This is a genomic window from Chloroflexus aurantiacus J-10-fl, assembly GCF_000018865.1.
GTDB classification, from domain to species: domain Bacteria; phylum Chloroflexota; class Chloroflexia; order Chloroflexales; family Chloroflexaceae; genus Chloroflexus; species Chloroflexus aurantiacus.
The window spans coordinates 4589066-4609086 of sequence record NC_010175.1; the positions used below are offsets into that span (position 1 = coordinate 4589066).

The 20021-nt window shown below is 58.0% G+C and carries 16 protein-coding genes and 1 pseudogene; 8 read left to right on the forward strand and 9 right to left on the reverse strand.

Annotated features, from left to right (window positions below; translation table 11 throughout):
• Nucleotides 1-92 precede the first annotated feature (92 nt).
• The 3 genes from CAUR_RS17970 to CAUR_RS17980 all read right to left on the reverse strand — a co-directional run bounded on the left by CAUR_RS17970 (nucleotide 93) and on the right by CAUR_RS17980 (nucleotide 2583).
• Nucleotides 93-1013, reverse strand: coding sequence for a prenyltransferase (locus CAUR_RS17970; RefSeq protein WP_012259264.1), 921 nt, complete (start codon nucleotides 1011-1013; stop codon nucleotides 93-95).
• Nucleotides 1013-1915, reverse strand: a complete 903-nt coding sequence (locus CAUR_RS17975) for a homogentisate phytyltransferase (RefSeq protein WP_012259265.1) — start codon at nucleotides 1913-1915, stop codon at nucleotides 1013-1015. Before CAUR_RS17975 ends, CAUR_RS17970 begins: the two co-directional genes overlap by 1 nt.
• 230 nt (nucleotides 1916-2145) lie before the next feature.
• Nucleotides 2146-2583: a CBS domain-containing protein gene (locus tag CAUR_RS17980; protein ID WP_012259266.1), complete on the reverse strand. Its 438-nt coding sequence runs from the start codon at nucleotides 2581-2583 to the stop codon at nucleotides 2146-2148.
• A gap of 243 nt (nucleotides 2584-2826) precedes the next feature.
• On the opposite strand from CAUR_RS17980, the pseudogene CAUR_RS17985 reads away from it, so the two are divergent.
• The 4 genes and pseudogenes from CAUR_RS17985 to CAUR_RS18000 all read left to right on the forward strand — a co-directional run.
• Nucleotides 2827-3045: pseudogene (locus tag CAUR_RS17985) on the forward strand (DUF8108 domain-containing protein); the annotation flags it as partial.
• 5 nt (nucleotides 3046-3050) lie between these two features.
• Nucleotides 3051-5426 (forward strand): sensor histidine kinase, encoded by a 2376-nt coding sequence (locus CAUR_RS17990; protein ID WP_012259267.1) that lies wholly within the window; start codon nucleotides 3051-3053, stop codon nucleotides 5424-5426.
• 160 nt (nucleotides 5427-5586) lie between these two features.
• Nucleotides 5587-6846 carry a DUF418 domain-containing protein gene (locus CAUR_RS17995; RefSeq protein WP_012259268.1) on the forward strand — a complete coding sequence of 420 codons (1260 nt, stop codon included), beginning with the start codon at nucleotides 5587-5589 and terminating at the stop codon, nucleotides 6844-6846.
• Nucleotides 6847-6880: 34 nt separating this feature from the next.
• The gene (locus tag CAUR_RS18000; RefSeq protein WP_012259269.1) at nucleotides 6881-7510 is read left to right on the forward strand and encodes a response regulator; all 630 of its coding nucleotides are present in this window, start codon (nucleotides 6881-6883) and stop codon (nucleotides 7508-7510) included.
• Nucleotides 7511-7838: 328 nt separating this feature from the next.
• On the opposite strand, the gene CAUR_RS18005 is transcribed toward CAUR_RS18000, so the two are convergent.
• The 6 genes from CAUR_RS18005 to CAUR_RS18030 all read right to left on the reverse strand — a co-directional run bounded on the left by CAUR_RS18005 (nucleotide 7839) and on the right by CAUR_RS18030 (nucleotide 13446).
• Nucleotides 7839-8960: a sodium ion-translocating decarboxylase subunit beta gene (locus CAUR_RS18005; protein WP_015909415.1), complete on the reverse strand. Its 1122-nt coding sequence runs from the start codon at nucleotides 8958-8960 to the stop codon at nucleotides 7839-7841.
• Nucleotides 8961-8978: 18 nt separating this feature from the next.
• Complete coding sequence (locus CAUR_RS18010; protein ID WP_012259271.1) at nucleotides 8979-9440, reverse strand: biotin/lipoyl-containing protein; 462 nt, start codon at nucleotides 9438-9440, stop codon at nucleotides 8979-8981.
• Nucleotides 9441-9446: 6 nt separating this feature from the next.
• On the reverse strand, nucleotides 9447-9800 hold the full coding sequence (locus CAUR_RS18015) for an OadG family protein (protein ID WP_012259272.1): 354 nt from the start codon (nucleotides 9798-9800) through the stop codon (nucleotides 9447-9449).
• 15 nt (nucleotides 9801-9815) lie between these two features.
• A complete protein-coding gene (locus CAUR_RS18020; protein ID WP_012259273.1) occupies nucleotides 9816-11360 on the reverse strand; it encodes an acyl-CoA carboxylase subunit beta in 1545 nt (514 codons plus the stop codon).
• A gap of 284 nt (nucleotides 11361-11644) precedes the next feature.
• Entirely contained in the window at nucleotides 11645-12394 is a 750-nt protein-coding gene (locus tag CAUR_RS18025) for a CPBP family intramembrane glutamic endopeptidase (protein ID WP_012259274.1), read from the reverse strand.
• Nucleotides 12391-13446: a histone deacetylase family protein gene (locus CAUR_RS18030; RefSeq protein WP_012259275.1), complete on the reverse strand. Its 1056-nt coding sequence runs from the start codon at nucleotides 13444-13446 to the stop codon at nucleotides 12391-12393. Before CAUR_RS18030 ends, CAUR_RS18025 begins: the two co-directional genes overlap by 4 nt.
• A gap of 457 nt (nucleotides 13447-13903) precedes the next feature.
• On the opposite strand from CAUR_RS18030, the gene CAUR_RS18035 reads away from it, so the two are divergent.
• The 4 genes from CAUR_RS18035 to CAUR_RS18050 all read left to right on the forward strand — a co-directional run bounded on the left by CAUR_RS18035 (nucleotide 13904) and on the right by CAUR_RS18050 (nucleotide 19946).
• Entirely contained in the window at nucleotides 13904-14929 is a 1026-nt protein-coding gene (locus CAUR_RS18035; protein ID WP_012259276.1) for a GHMP family kinase ATP-binding protein, read from the forward strand.
• 115 nt (nucleotides 14930-15044) lie between these two features.
• Nucleotides 15045-17426 (forward strand): hypothetical protein, encoded by a 2382-nt coding sequence (locus tag CAUR_RS18040; protein WP_012259277.1) that lies wholly within the window; start codon nucleotides 15045-15047, stop codon nucleotides 17424-17426.
• 10 nt (nucleotides 17427-17436) lie between these two features.
• On the forward strand, nucleotides 17437-18294 hold the full coding sequence (locus CAUR_RS18045) for a class I SAM-dependent methyltransferase (protein WP_012259278.1): 858 nt from the start codon (nucleotides 17437-17439) through the stop codon (nucleotides 18292-18294).
• Nucleotides 18291-19946, forward strand: a complete 1656-nt coding sequence (locus tag CAUR_RS18050; RefSeq protein ID WP_012259279.1) for an MATE family efflux transporter — start codon at nucleotides 18291-18293, stop codon at nucleotides 19944-19946. The genes CAUR_RS18045 and CAUR_RS18050 overlap by 4 nt, the downstream gene beginning before the upstream one ends.
• The last annotated feature ends 75 nt before the right edge of the window (nucleotides 19947-20021 follow it).

The following is a 20021-nucleotide window of genomic DNA, read 5'->3' on the forward strand; positions in this document are numbered from 1 at the left end:
CCAGATGCTCTGATTCCCTGGTCAGCACCTGAGAGGCGTTGTGTTCTCCGTGCTGATGTGGTTTTATGAACGCAACTATGGCGTTGATTGTGTCATCCACTTCCCACGCCGAGCCAGGCCAGCAGCATCATACCGGCACTGCCAACAAGCTGACCAATACTCCAGAAGCCGAGGCTGTTCCAGGCGGTGGGATCAGCCCAGGCGTTGCGGCGAAGACGTGCGATCAGCCATAGCCCGATTGGTGCAGTGGCGAGCGGTGCTGCGGCAACGAGTGGTGGCAGGCCAGCGACGAACAGTAACGGCAGGCTGATCAGCGCCGCGCCGATGGCGTAGCTTTGCCATTGCGCTGCCCGTTGGGGGCCGAAGATCACGGCCAGCGTGCGTTTGCCGACCGCCCGATCACCGGTGACATCGGGCAGACTGACGGCAATTAGCATCGCGAACTGAAGCAGGCAGAGCGGGATGATGGTTAAGAAGATGGACGGGCGGAGCGTACCGGTTTGTAAACTGAAGCCGACCAGGGCGGTTCCGCCCGGCACCAGCAACGCCCCAACCGCTTCGCCCCAGCCGCGCCGATGCAGGTAGAGTGGCGGGCCGCTGTAGACCCAGGCCAGAGCAATCGCAAGAGCGAACAGTGTGCCGGATAGGAGCGGTTGGGGTGCAGAGAGGGTGCTGAGCGTAGCCAGCAACAGGGCGATACACCCCCAGCCGATGGCTGCGATCAGCGCGGCCTGCGCCGGCAGATGACCCTCTGGCAAGACCCGGCTCCCGCCCGACCAGTGGGTTGGGGTAGGATTGGCCCGGTCGGCCTCATGGTCGAAGTAATCGTTGCTGTAGTGGTTCATCAACTGCGCACTCAGGGTGGCCGCCAGACCGAGGAGCGCCAGACCGGGATCGGTGATGGGAAGACCAGCGGCAGCAACACCCACCCCGTAGAAGATCGCACCGCCGATGAGATGCAGGGGGCGGCCAAGCCGGATCAGCGCCAGGATTGGGTGAAGCCATCTCATCATCAGAGGGTATACGTCAGACGATAAATGCTAAGCAGGGCAAATTCGGTATAAAAAATCCCCCACAGAAACATATAAAAACTGGCAATCGATTGCCGGCGTTGCAGATCAACGCGCATACTGACCAGCCAGAAAACACTGATAACGACCACATGGCTGAGGGCCAGGAACGCGGCGGCAAAAGTCGGCAGCGACCAGAGACCGACGGCAATCGGAAGCAGATAACAGGCGGTGAGCAAGATTCTGCCCAGGTGCAGCACTCGCTGCGGGCCGAGGCGCGTGGTCAGGGTCTCGATCTGATACAACCGATCACCGCGATCATCGGGCAAGTCTTTATAGAGCGCGATCACCATAGCGAAACCGAAAAAGAAGGTTGCCACCAGGATCAGGGTCGTGATCGGCAATTCGCTATCTAACCAGTACTGATAGTGGAAGGCCAGGCCGAGATTGGCAATCACCCCGCGGGCACCGGCAATACTGAGGGCCGCAGCGAGGGGATGACGCTTCAAGCGCAGCGGGGGGAGCGAGTAGAGTGAACCGATCAGCGCGATGATACTCACCGTCCACCAGAGCGGTGGGCCGAGCATAGCCGCACCGGTCAGGGCAATAAACAGGGCACTGATAACAATACGTTGCGCAGCATCCGATGAAAGCTGACCGGCAGCAACCGGTAGCCATGGCTTGTTGATCCGATCAATCGCCACATCGGTCAGTTGATTCACGCCGACTACGTAGAGATTGAGCGCCAGACAGACAACGAGCGTCACCCCGACCAGTCCCACCAGTTCGAGCGTTGGTGGGTGCCAGCCGATCACGATGATCAGCATGGTCAGAACCTGGACGCTGGTAGCAATGACGGTGTGGGGACGGGCAAATTCAATGAGCAGGCGTAGCTGTTTGCGCATGCGAGAACCGTCGTGTTCGTTCAGTTGCAAACCGAACGAATAATGTTTTAGATAAAAACTTGAAATCTAAAGATTCTGCTATCTCTATAATACGCTGAAGAAGAAACATCGTCAATAGTGAGTAGAAGGGGCGACCGGTAAGTCGCCCCTGGGGGGAGAAGAAACGCAAACCTTGCTGCCAGTGATTGGCTACTCCGCAATGATGGAGATAGCATTGTCTTGCCATCAACCTACCCACTCTCCTCTGCGGCCCAGGTGCTGGCGACCAGCCGGAAGATGTCCGATTCGGTGATAATCCCGATCAGCCGTCCGTTGTCCATCACCGGTAGACCACTGACGCGGGCGCGGATCATCATGGCTGCCGCTTCGCCAATCGATGCGTCGGCGGCGACGGTGATGGGGTTGGGGGTCATGTATTCGGCAACCGTCTGTCCGGCCAGGCTGAAACGGGCCATACGGCGCTCTTCCTCGCTGCGCGGGTGGCTCATGGCCTGCTCGATGTCGCTACGGGTAATGATGCCGACCAGCGCTCCATCTTTATCCACGACCGGCATCCGGCGGATTCCGCGGGCGCGCATCCGCTCGTAGGCGGCTAAGACAGAGAAATCTGGCGTGACGGTGACGGGATTTTCGGTCATCCACTCGGCTACACGCTCGGTCTTTGGCATATGATGCTCCTTCGGAGTGACTCCGTTCGTCTTCTCGTCTATAGTATAGCTGTCCGGGTATCGCCACACAGAAAAGAAATGCTCACTTCGGGGGTAGCTCCGGCGACGGGTGGATGTGAGGCGCTGCAAGCAGCACACTCCCTCGAAAGAGTGAGCCAGAATCGCTCGTTGCAGGGTAGCGTGATCTGGTCGCCGTCACTATGCTGAAGATGTGCCGGCAAGCGGAATCGCGAATGGAGTAACGTTATGGATCGCAAGCGCATCAGGAAATGGATCGGTTGGGGGACGGGGGTACTCTTTGCATTAACAGGGCTATTCCTGATCGTGGTGGGATTACGTGAGCTACTAGCGGGTGATACGTTGTTTGGGGCGGCATTGATAATGCTAGGCGCTGCCGTTATCCCCGCTGCCAACCCGTTTCGCTCGCCGTCGAACGATGGTGAAGGTAGGGGAACGGAGTGAGCGCTATGGATCGGATCGAGACGGTTATGCGGTGGGTGCGCCGGGTGTCGCGCGTGCTCGTCGTGGTGACAGCGCTACTCCTGATGGTGATGGGAGTACGTGAACTGCTGGCAGGTGATGCGGTGTTTGGGACGGCGTTGATCATGCTAGGCGTTGCCGGTATCCCCGCTGCCAACCCGTTTCGCTCGCCGTCTGCGGGGAGAGCAGACGGATTAGCAGGGCAATCAAGCCGTGAGCAATTTACCAGTCTGGTCACGCAACTGATCGCAGCCGGTTTCGGGCTGGTTGCCATCATTGCCACCCTGCTGATCATCTTCGGCCCGCGTGCGCTCAGCGACCTCGGCTGGACGGAATATGCCCTGCACTACACCGCCCTGGGTGTGGTGGTGGTGGTTGGCATGGTGTTTCTAAGCATCCTGATGCTCATGCGACGCCTGATCCTGCCGCGGTTGCAACAGGAGATTGAGGAGCGAGCACAACAACTCAGTGAGCGGCAATCGCTCTTGCTGGCCCAACTGCGCGAGGCGGCAGCGCAAGAGGAGCGGAACCGGCTGGCGCGTGATCTGCACGATACGATCAAGCAGCAATTATTCAGCATCAATATCGCTGCGGCAACCGCTCAAAGTCTGTATGAGCGCGATCCGGTTGGTGCTGCCCAGCATATTCAACACGTGCGTGACCTGTCTCAGGCGGCGATGGCCGAGATGAAAGCATTGCTTACCCAACTGCGCCCGCAACCCCTGGCAACCATTGGCCTGATCGAGGCAATTCGCGAACAGCTTGAAGCACTCCATTTTCGGGCAGAGGTCAGCACCGCATTGCACCACGATGGCTTCCCGGATGAAGCGTTGCTGCTCCCCGGTACTCAGGAGACGGTATTTCGGGTTATTCAGGAGGCACTCTCGAACGTGGCCCGTCACGCCCGTGCCCGTCATGTGCAGGTCTCATTTGGGCAAGAGATGGTTGCCGGCAGATCATGGCTGACGGTGACCGTTGCCGATGATGGGCGGGGCTTCGATCCGGCAACCAGTACATTGGGGATGGGAATGACCAATATGCGTGCCCGAATTGAAGCGCTCGGTGGCGAGCTGGCAGTGCGCTCAGCGCCACATGCCGGAACGACAATCCAGTTTCGGATTCCGCTTGCCGAACAGGAGAGTCAACACGAGAAGGAGGTACGTATGCGCGAGGAGCGTTTCCAGCACATCTTCACCATCAGTGGTCTGACTTCCTTGACCGGTATAGCATTCGTTATCGGTGGGCTATCATTGACGCTAGCACTCCAGAACGCACCGCTGTACTTTGCAGGTATCGGTATTCTTGGTGTGCTGATCGGTGTTGGGCTGTTGCCGGTGATGATGAACCGGCGGCGGCGGGCACGTCCCTGGGCAACGCATTCGATCTGGCAAACGTTGCTGCGCTTCTACGACCTATTGACGGTGGGTTTCTTGCTGTCGATCATTGCCTGGGTGACATTCTCCATAAAGGCGTTTGCGCTCACGTTTCTGCTCGGAGTCGGGATTGTCGGTGTAGCAATTGCACTCATCCGCACACACCGCATCCTCAACGACCGCATCACAGAATGGGCAACGCAATCTACGTTGCGCACGCAGGTTCGGGAAAGCTGGTTCTTTCTGGGATTTGTGATCGGTTTTCAAGTGCTGGTCTACAGCGGGTTGTTCGGCTCGATGCAGGCAGTGTACCTGTTCCACGATACGCTTGATCGAAGCTGGTTTGTGTCGCTCCTGGCGATTGGTTATCCGCTGGTGATGATTCCGTACAGTGTTATCGGTCTGGTTATCAGTTATCACCACCTCCGCCGGTTAACAGCACTTGAAGGTAAGTCGTCTGTGGCTGAACCGGTGGTGGATAGCGGATTGCGCCGTCTGCGTCGTACAGCCATCCTACTCACACTGGCCTACCACATCCTGTGCATCAGCGTCGGGGTACTGATCGAATTCCAGGTGCCATTCGGCGGCGTAGCGGCGCTTGTTGCGCTGGTGATACTGGTCGGCAAGTGGTGGATCGAACGTTCACTGACCGCACGAATTGCCGAATGGTCATCTCGCTATAGTCAGTTGTCGGCATTGACAATGTACGGTACGTTTCTCTTCACCTACATCTTTAGCTTCCTGGGGTTGCTGATAGGTGCGGCGATTGCGATGAGCCAGGGCGGGATTGACGCATCGATCCAGGATGCTGTGATCGATAGTTCACTTGCCGCCCTGCCAACCGCAGCGCCGTGGATGATCGTCGGTTTTGGCACCTGGTGGCTGGGAGTCTTCCCGTACCTGTTGCTCCAGACCATCAACACCTTGCGTCGTTTGCAGATCGTAGCGCGAGAGCAAGCGGACACGGCACAATCACTGTCAGATGGATAACGAGATGTGGATATGGATGCGGAAGCTTTGCTTCTGCATCCACATATCGCAGATCGGGTTTTGTGGGAGGGCAACGCTCTCTTCATCTGGTTCGTCACATCAGTGGTGAGCAGGATGAAGCGTTCTCTGGCAAGCAGATCACAGGCAAAGGAGTAGTACGGTGGCACACGTCATTCAACCGACGCGAAAGCATGACCGGATCGATCTTCTCGATATGTTACGCGGTTTCGCACTATTGGGCATTCTGCTCGTCAATATGGGCATCTTCAGTTTTCCGTTCCTTGCCCTGTTCACCGGCACACCACGTGGCGAAGGTGTTGTTGATCGCGTGAGCGAGTTTCTCATTCTGGCGCTGGCAACCGGTAAGTTTTACCCACTGTTCTCGTTTCTCTTCGGGTTGGGTATGTGGATGCAGATCGAGCGGGTGGAAGCAGCGGGGGGCAGACCGGGGCGATTTATGGTGCGCCGCCTGATGATCCTGTTGGGCCTGGGACTGATGCATGCGCTCTTGATCTGGAACGGTGACATCCTCTTTATATATGCACTGGTGGGTTTGGTGGCGCTCTTGTTTCGGCGGTTACAACCACGTACCTTGTTGATCTGGGCCGCAGTGCTGTTTGGGCTGCCAATTGTGCTTGGGTTGGGATTCACAGCTCTCAGCCTGTTGCTCGGTGGCTCCACTGCTGGCGTAAGTGGTGAGACCGATCAATTCATGGCAATGATAAGCGATCTCGAACAACGGGCCATTGCAATCTACGGTAGCGGCTCGTGGGGAGAGATCTTTGGCTGGCGTGCGCTTGAGTGGATCGCTGCAACGGTGTTCTACTTCTTCAGCGGGAATGTGTTGCAAATCCTGGCCTTTTTCCTGATCGGGATGTATGTCGGAAAGCGGCGACTTGTACAGCACCTGTACGAACAACCGGCTGTGCAGCGGCGACTGCCGTTTGGTGGGATGTGTCTGGCAATCGGTCTGGTGGCTAACCTCGCACTGGCATGGCTGGTAATGTACGGCAACCTCGACAGCATCCTGGTCGGCTTACTGCAACAGTTGTTACTTATCGCCGCCCCCATCCTTACGTATGGGTATGTAGCAATGATCATTGGCCTTACTCGCAGCGATACCTGGCGACGCTGGTTGCAGCCGCTGGCAGCAGCCGGACGCATGGCGTTGAGTAACTACATTGGGCAATCGATCATCTGTACCTTCATCTTCTACAGTTACGGGCTGGGATTGTTCGGTCAGGTTGGTGCCTTCAACGGCCTGCTTCTCAGCCTCGTGATCTGGATTGTACAATTGGGGCTAAGCGTGGTGTGGTTGCGCTTCTTCCAGTACGGGCCACTCGAATGGGTGTGGCGTAGTCTGACCTACGGTGTCCCACAACGGATGACCCCTCAGCCACAGCAGTCGTCGGTGGGTTGATAGCCGGTTCTGGCAGGTAACAGGGAGAGACCAGATGAGTCCGATTCGCGTTGCCCTGGTTGATGATCACAGCATTGTTCGGCGTGGACTGAGTGCGTATCTTGCCGCTCAACCCGATATTGTGGTTGTGGGTGAGGCGGCGAATGGTGAGAGTGCCCTGCAGATGGCATCGACCTGGCAGGCGGATGTGATTGTGATGGATGTACTCATGCCGGGTGGAATCGATGGGATCGAGACTACCCGGCAGCTCAAGCGCCTGATTCCACACACGCACATTATCATTCTGAGCGGGTATGCCGATGATGCGCGGGTGATTGGTGCCTTGCGCGCCGGTGCAATCACGTACATCGAAAAAGAGAGTCAACCAGAGCAGCTTCTCGAAGCGATTCGGGGTGCGATGGCGGGGAAAGCAGTGCTGGCACCGGCATTGATGCAACGGATTCTCGAAGCTCAAACGTCCAAAGCCGCTGATACATTGACCGAACGCGAGCGCGAGGTGTTGAAACTGGTGGCCGAAGGTCTCACCAATGCCGAAATCGCGAGTCGGCTGACCGTAAGTGAAGAGACAGTCAAAACCCACGTCGCCAGCATTCTGCGCAAACTCGGTCTGGCTCATCGCACGCAAGCAGCGATCTATGCGCTACGGCATGGATTGGTGAGTTGATGGATACCGGTGGTGGTACGCAGCGGTAGGGATACGGCATGCCGTGCCCCTGCCGCATCAATGCGCTCCATCGTAGCGGAAATGTAGTCCAGCCTGAATCCTGGGCTACCTGTGCACAACAAATTCACCCCCTACCTCCCATTTCCTATCTTCTACCTTCTACCTTCTATCTCCTATCTCCTATCTCCTATCTCCTATCTCCTAATCTTCTATCTCCTATCTCCTATCTTCTATCTCCTATCTTCTATCTCCTATCTTCTATCTCCTATCTTCTATCTCCTATCTTCTATCTCCTATCTTCTATCTCCTATCTCCTACCTCCTCCCTCCTACCTCCCCGCCCCCATCAAGGCCAACAGCACACCACCAGCTACCACACTCGCAATCTGGCCGGCGGCGTTGGCTCCCATTGCGTGCATCAGCAGGAAGTTTTCAAAATCTTCTTCGTTTGCCAGCTTCTGCACCACCCGCGCCGCCATCGGAAAGGCGCTGATTCCGGCGGCACCGATCATGGGGTTGAACCTTCCACGGCTCAGGAGATTCAGGAATTTGCCGAACAGGAGACCGGCGGCTGTGTCGAGGGCAAAGGCCAGCATACCCAGGGCCAGGATCGCCAGCGTTGCCGGTTGCAGAAAACGGGTTCCCTCCATGGTTGAGCCAATCGCCAGGCCGAGGAAGAGGGTGACAATATTCGCCAGCTCCTGGGCCGAGGTGTTGGTTAAGCGCTGTACAACACCCGATTCGCGCATCAGGTTGCCCAGCATCAGCATGCCGATGAGCGGAATGGCGAAGGGTACCAGAATACCCACAATTACGGTGGTCACGATGGGAAACAGAATACGTGTGCGGCGGCTGACCGGACGGGTGACGTATGCCATCCGAATCTGTCGTTCTGCCGGTGTGGTGAGCGTGCGGATAATCGGCGGCATAATCACCGGCACCAGCGACATATAGCTATACGCAGCAACCGTAATTGGGCCGAGGAGGTGGGGGGCCAGCAGGCTGGAGACGTAAATTGAGGTTGGCCCGTCGATGGCGCCGATAATCCCAATCGAGGCGGACTCTTCACGACTAAATCCCAGTGCCAGCGCGAGCAAGAGCGTGCCGAAGATGCCAAACTGCCCGGCAGCCCCTGTTAACACCATGCGTGGGTTGGAAAGGAGTGGGCTAAAGTCGGTTAGCGCACCTATGCCGATAAAGATCAAGAGGGGGAAGAGTTCATTACCAACACCGGCATTGTAGAGAATAGTCAGCAAGCCATCCTCACCTGCTAACGGCGAGAGTGGGAGATTGGCCAGGAGCGCACCGGCACCAATCGGCAGGAGTAGAAGCGGTTCATACTGATGCACTATCGCCAGATAGAAGAGCAGGGCGGCAATCCCTATCATCACCAGAGATTGCCAGGAAAGCGCACCAATGCCGGCGAAGATGCTGGCGATCAATTCACTCATAGATCGTTCCATTCTCTGTTATTCAATCTGAGCCAGCGGTTCACCGTATCCGACACTTTGCCCGGTTTTGACCAGGATGGCAGAAATGACGCCATCACGTGGCGCACCGATGCTGTTATTCATCTTCATGGCTTCCAGGACGATGACCGGTTGACCGCGTTTGACCCGTGTACCAGGGGTGACTACGATCTGCAAGATTGTGCCCGGCATCGGTGCTCGAATAAGCTGATCGCTAACGGTCGTTGGTGGCGGAATGGACGGTGCGGGCGATGCGGGCGGCGGTGTTGGAGTGTTTGGTACCGGTGGTGATACAGCCGGTAGCGGTGCCGAACGGGGTATGGGTTCACTTACCTCACCACTCTCGGTCAGTTGCACCTCGAATTCGCGGCCATCGATCTGGACGATAAAGCGGTCACTTCCCGTCTCGGTGACAGCCACCGTGTAGGATTTACCGTTAACTGTTAATTGATAACGGCGCATAGCGTTCTATCTCCTTCGCTGCCAGCTCTGATTCTGGCGCGTGCGACCGGCGGCAACCCAACGACTGGCAAAGAGCAGACTCCCCGGCCAGTAACTGCGAACAGTTGGTGCAGCTTCCTGGCGTAAGGTTGCGGCGTGGAGCCGCACTGCAATGGTAATAGCGGCAAGTTCTTCCGCTGAAAGTGAGCCGGCAGTCGTTACCTCTGGTTCGGGTTCTGGCGTCAGGTCTGGCGATTCTGCGGCGGCTGGCTGATCGAAACGAATGAGCAGGTTGAGAATGCCCCACAGTAATGCCAGGACACTAAACACCAGACTCATCCCTGTGACGGTGATGGTCAGGCCAAAACTGAAATCATTCATCGCCTTGCCCCCAGCTTATGATGGGTACAACCCGTGTTTACGGGGTGGGTTCTGCTGCACTTTGGTGCGCAAAATCTCAAGCGCACGGATCAGCCGTGGTCGGGTTTCAGCCGGTTCGATCACCTCGTCAATCTGACCCAGATCGGCGGCGTGATAGGGGTTGAAGTACCGGCGGCGGTAATCAGCGATAAACTGCTCCATCAGTTGAGCAGGATTCTCGGCGGTGCGCAATTCTTCACGGCGCAAAATGCGTACTGCGCCTTCTGCCCCCATCACCGCAATCTGGGCCGAGGGCCAGGCAAAGTTGAGATCGCAGCGCAACTGTTTGCTTGACATTGCGACATACGCTCCACCAATTGCCTTGCGCACGACAACCGAAATTTTGGGTACAGTGGCTTCGCTATAGGCGTAAATAATTTTCGCGCCGTGGCGAATCACACCACCGTACTCTTGTTCTACGCCGGGCAGAAATCCCGGTGTATCAACAAAGGTGATGAGCGGGATATTAAAGGCATCGCAGATACGGACAAAGCGGGCAATTTTATCGCTGGCGTCAATATCAAGCGCACCGGCCATCACTGCCGGCTGGTTGGCAACAATCCCGACGGCATAGCCATCAAGACGGGCAAAGCCAACCACAGCATTGGGCGCGAAGAGCGGCTGGATTTCGAGAAAGCTATCGTAGTCGCAGATCAGGTTGATCAGGGTATGGATGTCGTATCCCTGCCGCTCGTCTGCCGGTACCAGGCTATTGAGGGCCGGCTCAATCCGATCAGCGCGGTCGTAGGGCATGATCTGGGGTGGGTCTTCATTGTTGTTCTGCGGCAGATAGCTGAGCAGCCGCTTGATCAACTCAATCACGGCCCGGTCGTCGGCTGCCGAGAGATGCGCGACACCGCTCCGCACGCAGTGTACCGCCGCGCCACCCAGCTCTTGCGTCGAAAGTTCGCGCCCGGACACTGCTTTGATCACATCAGGCCCGGTCAGGAACATATACCCGGTTGACTCCGACATAATCACGAAGTCGGTTAAAGCCGGCGAATAGACAGCGCCACCGGCGCAGGGGCCAAGGATTGCCGATATTTGCGGCACAACGCCAGACGCCATAACATTGCGCACGAAGACCTCACCATACGCCGCCAGGGAGCGAACACCTTCTTGAATGCGGGCACCACCAGAGTCGTTCAACCCGATGATGGGAATACCGCTCTCGATAGCCAGGTCTTGCATGCGGCAAATCTTATTCGCCTGCACAGCCGAGAACGATCCACCCATCACGGTAAAATCTTGCGCAAACACGGCAACACGGCGACCATTGATCTTGCCGAACCCGGTCACGATCCCATCACCGGGCACCCGTTGATCCTCATCGCCGAGAGGGCTGCTGGCAAGGGCACCAATCTCCTGAAAGGAGTTGGGATCGAGGAGCAATGCCAGTCGCTCACGAGCCGTCAATTTCCCGCGGGCATGTTGTTGGGCAACGCGCTCAGGGCCACCACCTTGCAACGCTCGTTCGCGTAGCCGAAAGAGTGTTGCGAGCTGTTCTTCAGGAGTTTCCACTACCACACCTCTTTGTATGCTGTTATTGCAGGCAAAGGCAGTATAGAAGAGATTGAGGTGTGGCGAGGAAAAGAATTCACTACTACAGGCAAATGTTTAGTGACGAACAGTATCGTCGTGGTCAGATGAGGGAAATGGTTGGCGTTACACGCGGGACAGACGAACGATTATAACGCCGCCCAGACGTCAGGCTCTGGCTGTTCTGGAAAAGGCGACGTGGCATAGGTTGAATCCTGTGCCACGTCGAAGCGTTTCCGCGCTATATTTCTGTATGCAAGCCCGGTCTACCCGGCACCTCCACCTGTGGCCAGCACAAACGCCATTGCCAGCAGTGCCAGCGTGTTTTGCAGCATGTGAAACAAAACGCTGGGCCAGATCGAGCCGCTCTGCTCGCGCAGATAACCGAGGCACAATCCGGCCACGAAGAGACCGGGTACCAGCACCGGAATGAAATGGACGACGGCGAAGATCGCGGCGCCGAGCACAATCGTGACCGCAGCACTGAAGCGGCGGCGTAGCAGGTGGTGGATCACCCCGCGGAAGAAGAGTTCTTCCACCAGGGGCACAATCCCGGCCACCAGGATCAGGAGTGCCAGTAACTCACTCAGGCCGAATGGTTGCCCCCCAGAGAGACTTTCGATCTGAGGGTTTTGGAACTCACCGAAGAGCAAAACCACACCGAGATTGGTTAGAAACATCATTCCCATCCCGAAAATGAATACCGGCGGGACGAGAGCCAGATACATCCAGTGCGGCCATTGAAGACCCAAATCGCGCCAGCCGGCACGCGGCCCGATCACGGCGAGAATTGCACCGCCGATAATCAGGTAGAGCAGCATACCCGCCAGGTAAACCGGTAGGCTGATGAAACCGCGTGATGTATCCCAGTTGGCGATGTCGGCAACAAAACGCAGGCCCAGTATCGTAAGCGAGCCGCCAACTCCGATGACTAACAGGGTAATGAACAGATCACGCCAGCCCCACCCCGGCGTCAGCGACGGTTGTGGCTGGTCGAGTGAATTATCGTTGATCATGCTGTGGAAACTCCTTGTAGCAATGCCACGACATTGGCACCCAGGGCTTCGAGCGCATAACCACCCTCTTGCACAATCAGTGTTGGCAGACCGAGTTGGGTAATTGATCGACCAATCGTTCGATATGCTTCGGTGATCAGTGCAAACCCGCCCAGGGGGTCGCCGGCAAAAGTATCGAAGCCGGCAGAAACCACCAGGTAGCGCGGGCCGTAATCGGCAATCGCCTGCAATGCCTGATCGAGCGCTTTGAGATAACCGGCATCATCAATCCCTGCCGGTAGCGGGAAATTGAGGTTGTACCCTTCACCGGCCCCGGCCCCGCGCTCGTCGGCGTAGCCGAGGTAGTACGGATATTCGTAAGCCGGATCGGCATGGAGCGAGACGGTCAGCACATCATTGCGTTCGTAGAAGATGCTCTGGGTGCCGTTGCCGTGGTGATAGTCAATGTCGAGCACAGCAACAGTCGGTGAACGCAATGCCCACGTTGCATCACCGCTCGTCTGGCTACGTGCCAGGTAGTCGGCAGCCAGCGCAGCGTTATTCAGGTAGCAGTAGCCACCGGCCATCGCCGCCGCAGCGTGGTGGCCCGGCGGACGGCAGAGGGCATACGCACTAGTATTACCGGCGAGCAATGCCGCCGCGCCGGCCAACGCTGCTCCCGCCGCCGAACAGGCAGCGGTGAAAGTGCCGGCGGTGATGGGGGCGCTCAGGTCAAAGGTGTAGCGTCCGGCAGCCGCCTGCGGGCAGTCGCTGCGCAACCGTAACCCCGGCAATGGCCATGCCGATGGGAAGACTGGCGCCGACAATCCGGCAGCCTGCCAGCGTGCGCTGCCATTAGCCAGATACTCCAGGTAGTCAGCGGTATGGATTGCCGCCAGATCGGCAATGGTAGCAGGTGACGCTACAATCGGCGGTGCAAAACCTGCCTCTGCCAGTGCAGCCAGGATGATCGCGACCCGCTGCGGTGTTTCGGCATAGGGCACGACACGACCGTCGAGTATCTCGAACGGCGGGTTGTGATGGTGATGGTCAGCACTCAGAAAGATGTTCATAGCTATATTGTAACGCAACTTGGGGGGAGGAGAGAGGAAAGAGGAAATAGGAAATAGGAGATAGGAGATAGGAGATAGGAGATAGGAGATAGGAGATAGGAGATAGGAGATAGGAGATAGGAGATAGGAGATAGGAGATAGGAGATAGGAGATAGGAAGAGAGAGTCTGCTCTTGCCCGCCGGAGGCCAGCCAGGAACACGCCCGGCCCCCGCTTCCCCGCCGGCAGGCCAGCCCCGGAGGGGCTTCCACGGCTTGAGGCAGGATTTTAACCTGCCGATGATAACCCCGTTGGGGCTATCCAGGAACACACCCGGCCCCCGGCTTCCCCGCCGGCAGGCCAGCCCCGGAGGAGCGTGCATGCATTGAGGCAGGGTTTCAACCCACCGCCCTTACATCCTACTATCCCGTCTTCTGCTATACTGACGCCGCGGCATTCAGATATGGCCGGAGGAAGTGATGAAAATCTACAAAGCTCGCGCACCGATGCGTATCGGCTTTTTCGGCGGCGGTACTGATGTCAGTCCTTACGCTGAAGAGCACGGTGGTAAGGTGTTGAATTGCACCATCAATCTCTATGTCCGTTGTATGCTGACCACCAGCACCACGCCTGGCATTCTGATCCGTTCGCTCGATTTGCAAGAGGTCAGCCGGCAGGTGAGTGATCGTGAATGGGATGGCAAGCTGGCGTTGCCGCAGGCGGTGCTCGATGCACTACCACAGTTGCGCCCGACAACAGCCGGTTACAAGATTACTATGTTCAGCGATGCACCACCCGGCTCCGGCCTTGGCTCGTCGTCGGCGCTGGTGGTCAGTATGCTGAAGCTGCTGTACGCAGTCGCCGGACAAAATGCCGATCCACATCAACTGGCTGAACTGGCGTACCGGATTGAACGGGTCGATCTGGGTATTCCCGGTGGTCGGCAAGACCAGTATTCAGCCGTGTTTGGCGGTATGTGTGTGTACCACTTTGGCCGGGATCGGGTGATCGTTGAGCCGGTGCTCAGCGACCAGACGGCACTGCTTGAGCTAGAAAGCTGTCTGATCCTGGGATATATTGGAGATCGCCAGTTGCTCACTCGTCACCTGATGACCGATCAGGTACAACGGTTGGTCAAGGGCGATACCTTGCGTCTGCATCACGAAACCAAAGCCTTCGTCGATACGGCGGCCCGTCTGCTGCGTGAACAGCGGATTGCTGATTTCGGGCGACTGCTTCACGATGCATGGGAAGTTAAAAAGGCGTTTTCACCCCATATTGCGCCCCCTATCGTTGAAGAGGTTTACGCCCTGGCCCGTAAGCACGGGGCCTGGGGCGGTAAAATTTCGGGTGCCGGCGGTGGTGGGTTCATGGTCTTTGCCTGTCCCTTCGACCGGCGACTGGCTATTGAGCGGGCCTTAACCGAGGCTGGCGTGATTGTCCGTCCATTCTCGTTTGTGACTCATGGTGTGCAGTCGTGGGTGGTTGAAGAGCCGGATGTGTAGGTGAGACACTGTAACCATGCCCGGCCTTGCAAGGCGACTCGGTGAGCGTGGTACAATGCGGCGATGATGTAACAATGTCAGGCGCGGTACCCGCGCTCATCAGGTATCGTTAACGATGGCAACTTCTATTTGGAAACGAGTTCATCTGACAACTGCTCATAGTCAGACGCGCCGCCTGTCGGGTGTTGTGCTACCGGCGTTCTGGCTGGCGGTATTCACGGTCGTGGTGCTCATTGTGAGCTACACAGTGCGCCCACTGGTTGTCGTTGATGTGGGCGATAACCGCGATGGTGCCTTTTTAGAAAACTTCAATGCTCGCGAGATCGACGCAGCCGGCCCATTCGAGCGGTTTGATTGGCCGGTGGGCGCGGCCTCTATTACTATCCCCGGCAATCGCCAGGGCGTCTGGCTGGCGCGCATTGTAGCCCGACCTGATGCCGATCCGATCATCTTGCAGCGCGAGTCGGCGGCGGCAGTGAATGGCGTGCGCGTCGAGATGCCGCGCCGTAACGGGAACGAGATGTTCGTCAAAATTCCCTCCCATATTGCAGCGGCACCGACTCTCACCTTTGAGCTGGTTTCGGCACTGGTCGGCGGTGAAACGCCGCCTGCCGGAGTACCGCTGGCCGTCGAGCTGGCACCGGCCCGTACCTATCGCTGGAGTACCGATCAAAGCGAGATTCACTTTCCGCGCCTTGGACAGGGTACCTGGATTGTACGGCTTGATGCGGTCGTCGCTCACCCTGACGGTTCACCGGTCAATGGCCGTATCCAGATCAACGGTGTCGAGCTGGCACGCTTACCGGAACAACCACAGTTACGCCGTCTGCAATTGCTGGTGCCAGCAGCGTTGATGGGGAGTGGCGATCTGACTGTATCGTTGCAGGCCGATCCGTTTCGCGATCCCCGTCCACTTGGCGTGTTGATCGCCGATGTTGCCGTGGCTCCGGCCGCCAGTTCCTTGCTGGCAACAGTGATGCCACCACCGATGGCCCTCGGTCTGGGACTGTTTGTTGTTATCGGGATGTTTGCCTGTCTGGCCCTGCTAACCGTAGACTTGCAACGACGCTGGTGGCTCGATGCTACCGGCTGGGCTGCAGTGGCAATGGCGCTGGTCGTCGTTGGTGCAGGCTGGGCACTGGTGGTCTATCGCTTCCCCGGCGGTCAGATGATTGACCGTCTCGCTGCGCTAACGGTGCTAAGTCTGGCTCTAACGCTGCTGATGCGACCGCTCACGCGCTGGTTGTTGCGACAAACCGGCGTCAGCGTCACTCCTGCATTCACGGCAACGCTGCTAATCGTCTTTCTGGTGGGATTCTGGCTCAAAGCGATTGGCATGCTCTATCCTTACTTTGTCGGGATCGATGTCTTCTGGCACATGGACAAGGTGCGACGGATTTTGTTTGACGGCGCTTTACCACTCTACTACAGTACCAACAGCCCGCTGAATGAGACGACCATGCCTGTGGCTGAGTGGGGCCGGAACCCGCCGGTGATTCCGTATTCACCCTGGTTCCACATCCTGGCGACAGCCTATGCCATCTTTCCATGGCCGATGGAAATGACGGCCAACTTCGTGAGCCTTTTGATGGATATGTCGCGGGTCGTGCTGATCGCGGCGATTGCGTTGAAGGCAGGGTTGTCACAGCGAGCAGCGCTGCTGGCAAGTGTGACGTATGCGGTGCTGCCGGTGACCTATCTGCTCCATATCTGGGGGAATGTGCCAACTGCCGCCGGCTTGTGGCTCAGCCTGCTGGTGCAGACGACGATCCTGCTGGCGTGGGATCGGCTGGGTGAGTGGAAGGTACAGGTCTGGTTTGTACCGCTACTACTGCTAACCTTCCTGGTCTACACGGTTACCGGGGTCTTCACCGGGATATTCCTGGTGGTGCTGACTCTGCTCATCTGGCTCAATGCCCGGCGTGGCCCGGCGTGGCAGGCGTTGCTGCCGGGATTACGTCCGCTTTGGGTGGCGACGGCAGCGGCAATCGGGCTGGCGATTGCGATCTACTATGGGCAATATTTCCAGCCTATCGTTGAGCGAACACTGCCGTACATGGCGACAGTCTTTACCCGTGGCCCAGAGACGGTCGGTGTGTCACGGCCACCATTTCTGGAATATCTCTGGTCATTCGTGCCCCACCTTGGTTACCATATCTGGCCCAACCACTACCTGTACTACGGTCTGGCGATTCCGCTGATCTTCTTCGTGCCGGGGTATTGGGCGATGCGCTCACAGCCGCTGCTCTGGCTGGTGGCGTCGGCCTGGGGGACCGTCGCGCTGCTCTTCTTAATTGCCGGCTATCGCATTTCGATGGTCGATAAGCAGCTCTTTTATCTCATTCCGCTGATCTGTCTGGCCTGGGCAATCATGGCTGATCGGTTGTGGGTGCGCTGGCCAGGTCGCTTATTCGTACTGGCGATGCTTGTCCTCTCGCTGGGGAGTGCGCTCTGGTTGTGGGTGATGCGGATCAGTATTTCGCCGGTGCAGAATTAGGTTCGTCGGTATGAGTGAATTGATTGAACGGATTGATGAACAACTGGCTGCGGCGATTGATCCGTGGCTGCAACACATGACCTGGCGACGCGATTTTGCCGCCTGGCGCGAGCGCCGGTTGCATCAGGAACAGTACCAGGCCGAACGCCTGGCGCAGGTGCAGCAGGTGATGGGCCTGGTGTCCGGCCTCCGTATCCTCGATCTGGGGGCGGGAATGGGCGGATTTGCAGTGGCGGCAGCACTGGCCGGAGCACAGGTCACCGCCTGCGAATACAATCCGGCGTACTGTCGGATTATTCGCCTGCGGGCAGCCCGCTATCAGTTGCGCCTGCCAATCATCAACGCAGCCGGTGAAGCCTTGCCGTTGCCGGATGCAGCGTTTGATCTGGCGGTTGCCTGGGACGTGCTCGAACACGTCCAGGACCCCATCGCCGTGTTGCGCGAACTGGCGCGGGTATTGCGACCGGGTGGACATGCGTTGATCACCGCCATTAACCGGCGGGCATGGATCGATCCGCACTACCACATGCGCGGTATTAACTGGTTGCCCAGGCCGGTGGCTGAACTGGTGATCGAACTGCGCGGACGAACCAAGCGCGGGGCGGCGTTTCGCGATATGCAACGGCTCAGTTCAATGCACTACTTTCACTACCACGAACTGGTGCGCATTTGTGAACGACTAGGCTTTCGCGTTACCGACCTCCGTGAACAGGCATTACTGGCCGGCAACTTACCGAGTCGTCGCCCCTTGCGGCGGGCAATCCGGCGCGTCTTGCGCCAGATCGGGCTTGAACAGGCGGCGTACCGCTGGCAGCGACGCTTCTACACCGGGATGTTTGAACTGGACCTGCGCAAGGAGGGTGTATGACGGCGCAGCGTCCGTCGCTGGCGACCCAGGTATCGCGGGCGGTGTTGTGGAATACCCTCTTTGCGCCGTTACGGTTGCTGGCCGAGGTTGTAGCCACCCTGGTCAAACTCAACCAGCTCTCGCAGGCCGGTTTCGGTTTGATCACGCTGGTGCGCGGAGCCAGCAACCTGTTCGGGACGGCCCTTGATCTGGGGATCGCCCGTGCACTACCAAAATATATTCCAGAAACCGAGCGTATCGGTGGCGCACGGGCCGCTCGACGGCTGTTTCTGCTGGTCACCACGTTACAACTGGCGATCCTGGTGATCATTGCCATTGGTTTGATCGTTGCCCACCGGCAGATCGAGGGCTACCTGCAAGGACTCCTGCGCGGTGACATGACGGTCGAGGCAGTAGCCCGGGCCGAACTGAGCCAGTTTGTGGCTGAGTTTCACTGGCTGATTATTGGCGCGATCATCATTCTCTTGGGGCTGGGGGCACTCTACGATCTACTCATGGCAGTTCTGAGTAGCTTCTTCCGGCAAAAGGCGTGGAACAGTATTGCGCTGGTTGCCGGGTTGCTCCCCCAAATTCTGGTCGTCGTCGCTATTCTGGCCCTACCCGAACGCTGGGATATTCTGGGGGTGTTGATCGCAATGGTCATCGCGCCGGCAATTGCCGTGGCGCTGGCAGGCTGGCAGGTGTGGCGCCTGCAAGCCGGGTTAACTGAAGAGTCTGCTCCCGGTATCCTGACCGATTTGCGTGACAGTCTACGCGATCTGCGCCGGGCACTCCCCCCCGGTTTTGTCCGCTATGCCGGCGTTTCGTATGTCATGACGGCGACCGATTTTATTGCCAGTTTCGAGTTCATCAACTTCTTCAACAGCGATATTCGTGATGTCTCGTTGCTGGCTGCCGGTGCGTTGCTGGTACGCATGGCACTGAGCTATCTCTACACACCACTGGTCGGGGTGCAGGTACCGCTGTTCACGCGGGTACGCCAGGGTGAGGGCGGCACCACCAACGGCGCCTACCAGTCACTGATCCGCCTGCAACTCCTGCTGATGGCACCGGGCGGGGTTGGGTTGATGCTACTGGCCGGGCCAGGATTGCTGGTCATCAGTCCCCAGTATCTCGACGCTGCACCAATCGTGTGGGTGCTGACGCCCTGCCTGTTTGGCGAGAGCATGCTTACCACCGCCCATAATGCACTCATGGTCAATGAGCGCCTGGGAACGGTGCTTACCGCCCGGCTGGTGGCCTTACTGACCGTGGTAATGCTCGGATTCTGGCTACCGGCGCAGTTTGGGTTATTGGGCATGGCGCTGACGTTTGGCCTGGCGCGCATCGCAGCCGGTCTCTGGGTAACGCTTGCCGGTATGCGAGGGCTGGGCTTGCGCTGGCCGTGGCGTTTCACGCTGCGCGTGAGTATTGCGACGGCGTTGATGGGGCTGGTGGTCGCCGTGCTGCGCAACCTGATCGCCCTGCCGGCGGGTGATGTTGACCTCCTGACACGTCTGGGACTGGCCCTGCAATTGCTAATGCTAGCTGGAGCCGGTGCGCTGATTTTCCTCGTCGCACTGCGGCTGGTCGGCGGTCTGGAACCGGCAGACCGCGATCAGGTGTTGAAATGGCGACTCCCGTTCCGCAGCGTGATTCGGCGCCTGATCTGAGGGACTCTGTGATGCGAGAGCACCAAGGCCTGTTGACAGCCTCTGTTCGTCCGTGGCATTTCCTGAGCGATACGC

Excerpts from the sequence above, each read along its gene's own strand:
- CAUR_RS17970 (WP_012259264.1), bottom strand. The coding sequence starts at position 1,013 with ATGATGAGATGGCTTCACCCAATCCTGGCGCTGATCCGGCTTGGCCGC.
- CAUR_RS17975 (WP_012259265.1), bottom strand. The coding sequence starts at position 1,915 with ATGCGCAAACAGCTACGCCTGCTCATTGAATTTGCCCGTCCCCACACC.
- CAUR_RS17980 (WP_012259266.1), bottom strand. The coding sequence starts at position 2,583 with ATGCCAAAGACCGAGCGTGTAGCCGAGTGGATGACCGAAAATCCCGTC.
- CAUR_RS17990 (WP_012259267.1), top strand. The coding sequence starts at position 3,051 with ATGGATCGGATCGAGACGGTTATGCGGTGGGTGCGCCGGGTGTCGCGC.
- CAUR_RS18000 (WP_012259269.1), top strand. The coding sequence starts at position 6,881 with ATGAGTCCGATTCGCGTTGCCCTGGTTGATGATCACAGCATTGTTCGG.
- CAUR_RS18005 (WP_015909415.1), bottom strand. The coding sequence starts at position 8,960 with ATGAGTGAATTGATCGCCAGCATCTTCGCCGGCATTGGTGCGCTTTCC.
- CAUR_RS18010 (WP_012259271.1), bottom strand. The coding sequence starts at position 9,440 with ATGCGCCGTTATCAATTAACAGTTAACGGTAAATCCTACACGGTGGCT.
- CAUR_RS18015 (WP_012259272.1), bottom strand. The coding sequence starts at position 9,800 with ATGAATGATTTCAGTTTTGGCCTGACCATCACCGTCACAGGGATGAGT.
- CAUR_RS18025 (WP_012259274.1), bottom strand. The coding sequence starts at position 12,394 with ATGATCAACGATAATTCACTCGACCAGCCACAACCGTCGCTGACGCCG.
- CAUR_RS18030 (WP_012259275.1), bottom strand. The coding sequence starts at position 13,446 with ATGAACATCTTTCTGAGTGCTGACCATCACCATCACAACCCGCCGTTC.
- CAUR_RS18035 (WP_012259276.1), top strand. The coding sequence starts at position 13,904 with ATGAAAATCTACAAAGCTCGCGCACCGATGCGTATCGGCTTTTTCGGC.
- CAUR_RS18040 (WP_012259277.1), top strand. The coding sequence starts at position 15,045 with ATGGCAACTTCTATTTGGAAACGAGTTCATCTGACAACTGCTCATAGT.
- CAUR_RS18045 (WP_012259278.1), top strand. The coding sequence starts at position 17,437 with ATGAGTGAATTGATTGAACGGATTGATGAACAACTGGCTGCGGCGATT.
- CAUR_RS18050 (WP_012259279.1), top strand. The coding sequence starts at position 18,291 with ATGACGGCGCAGCGTCCGTCGCTGGCGACCCAGGTATCGCGGGCGGTG.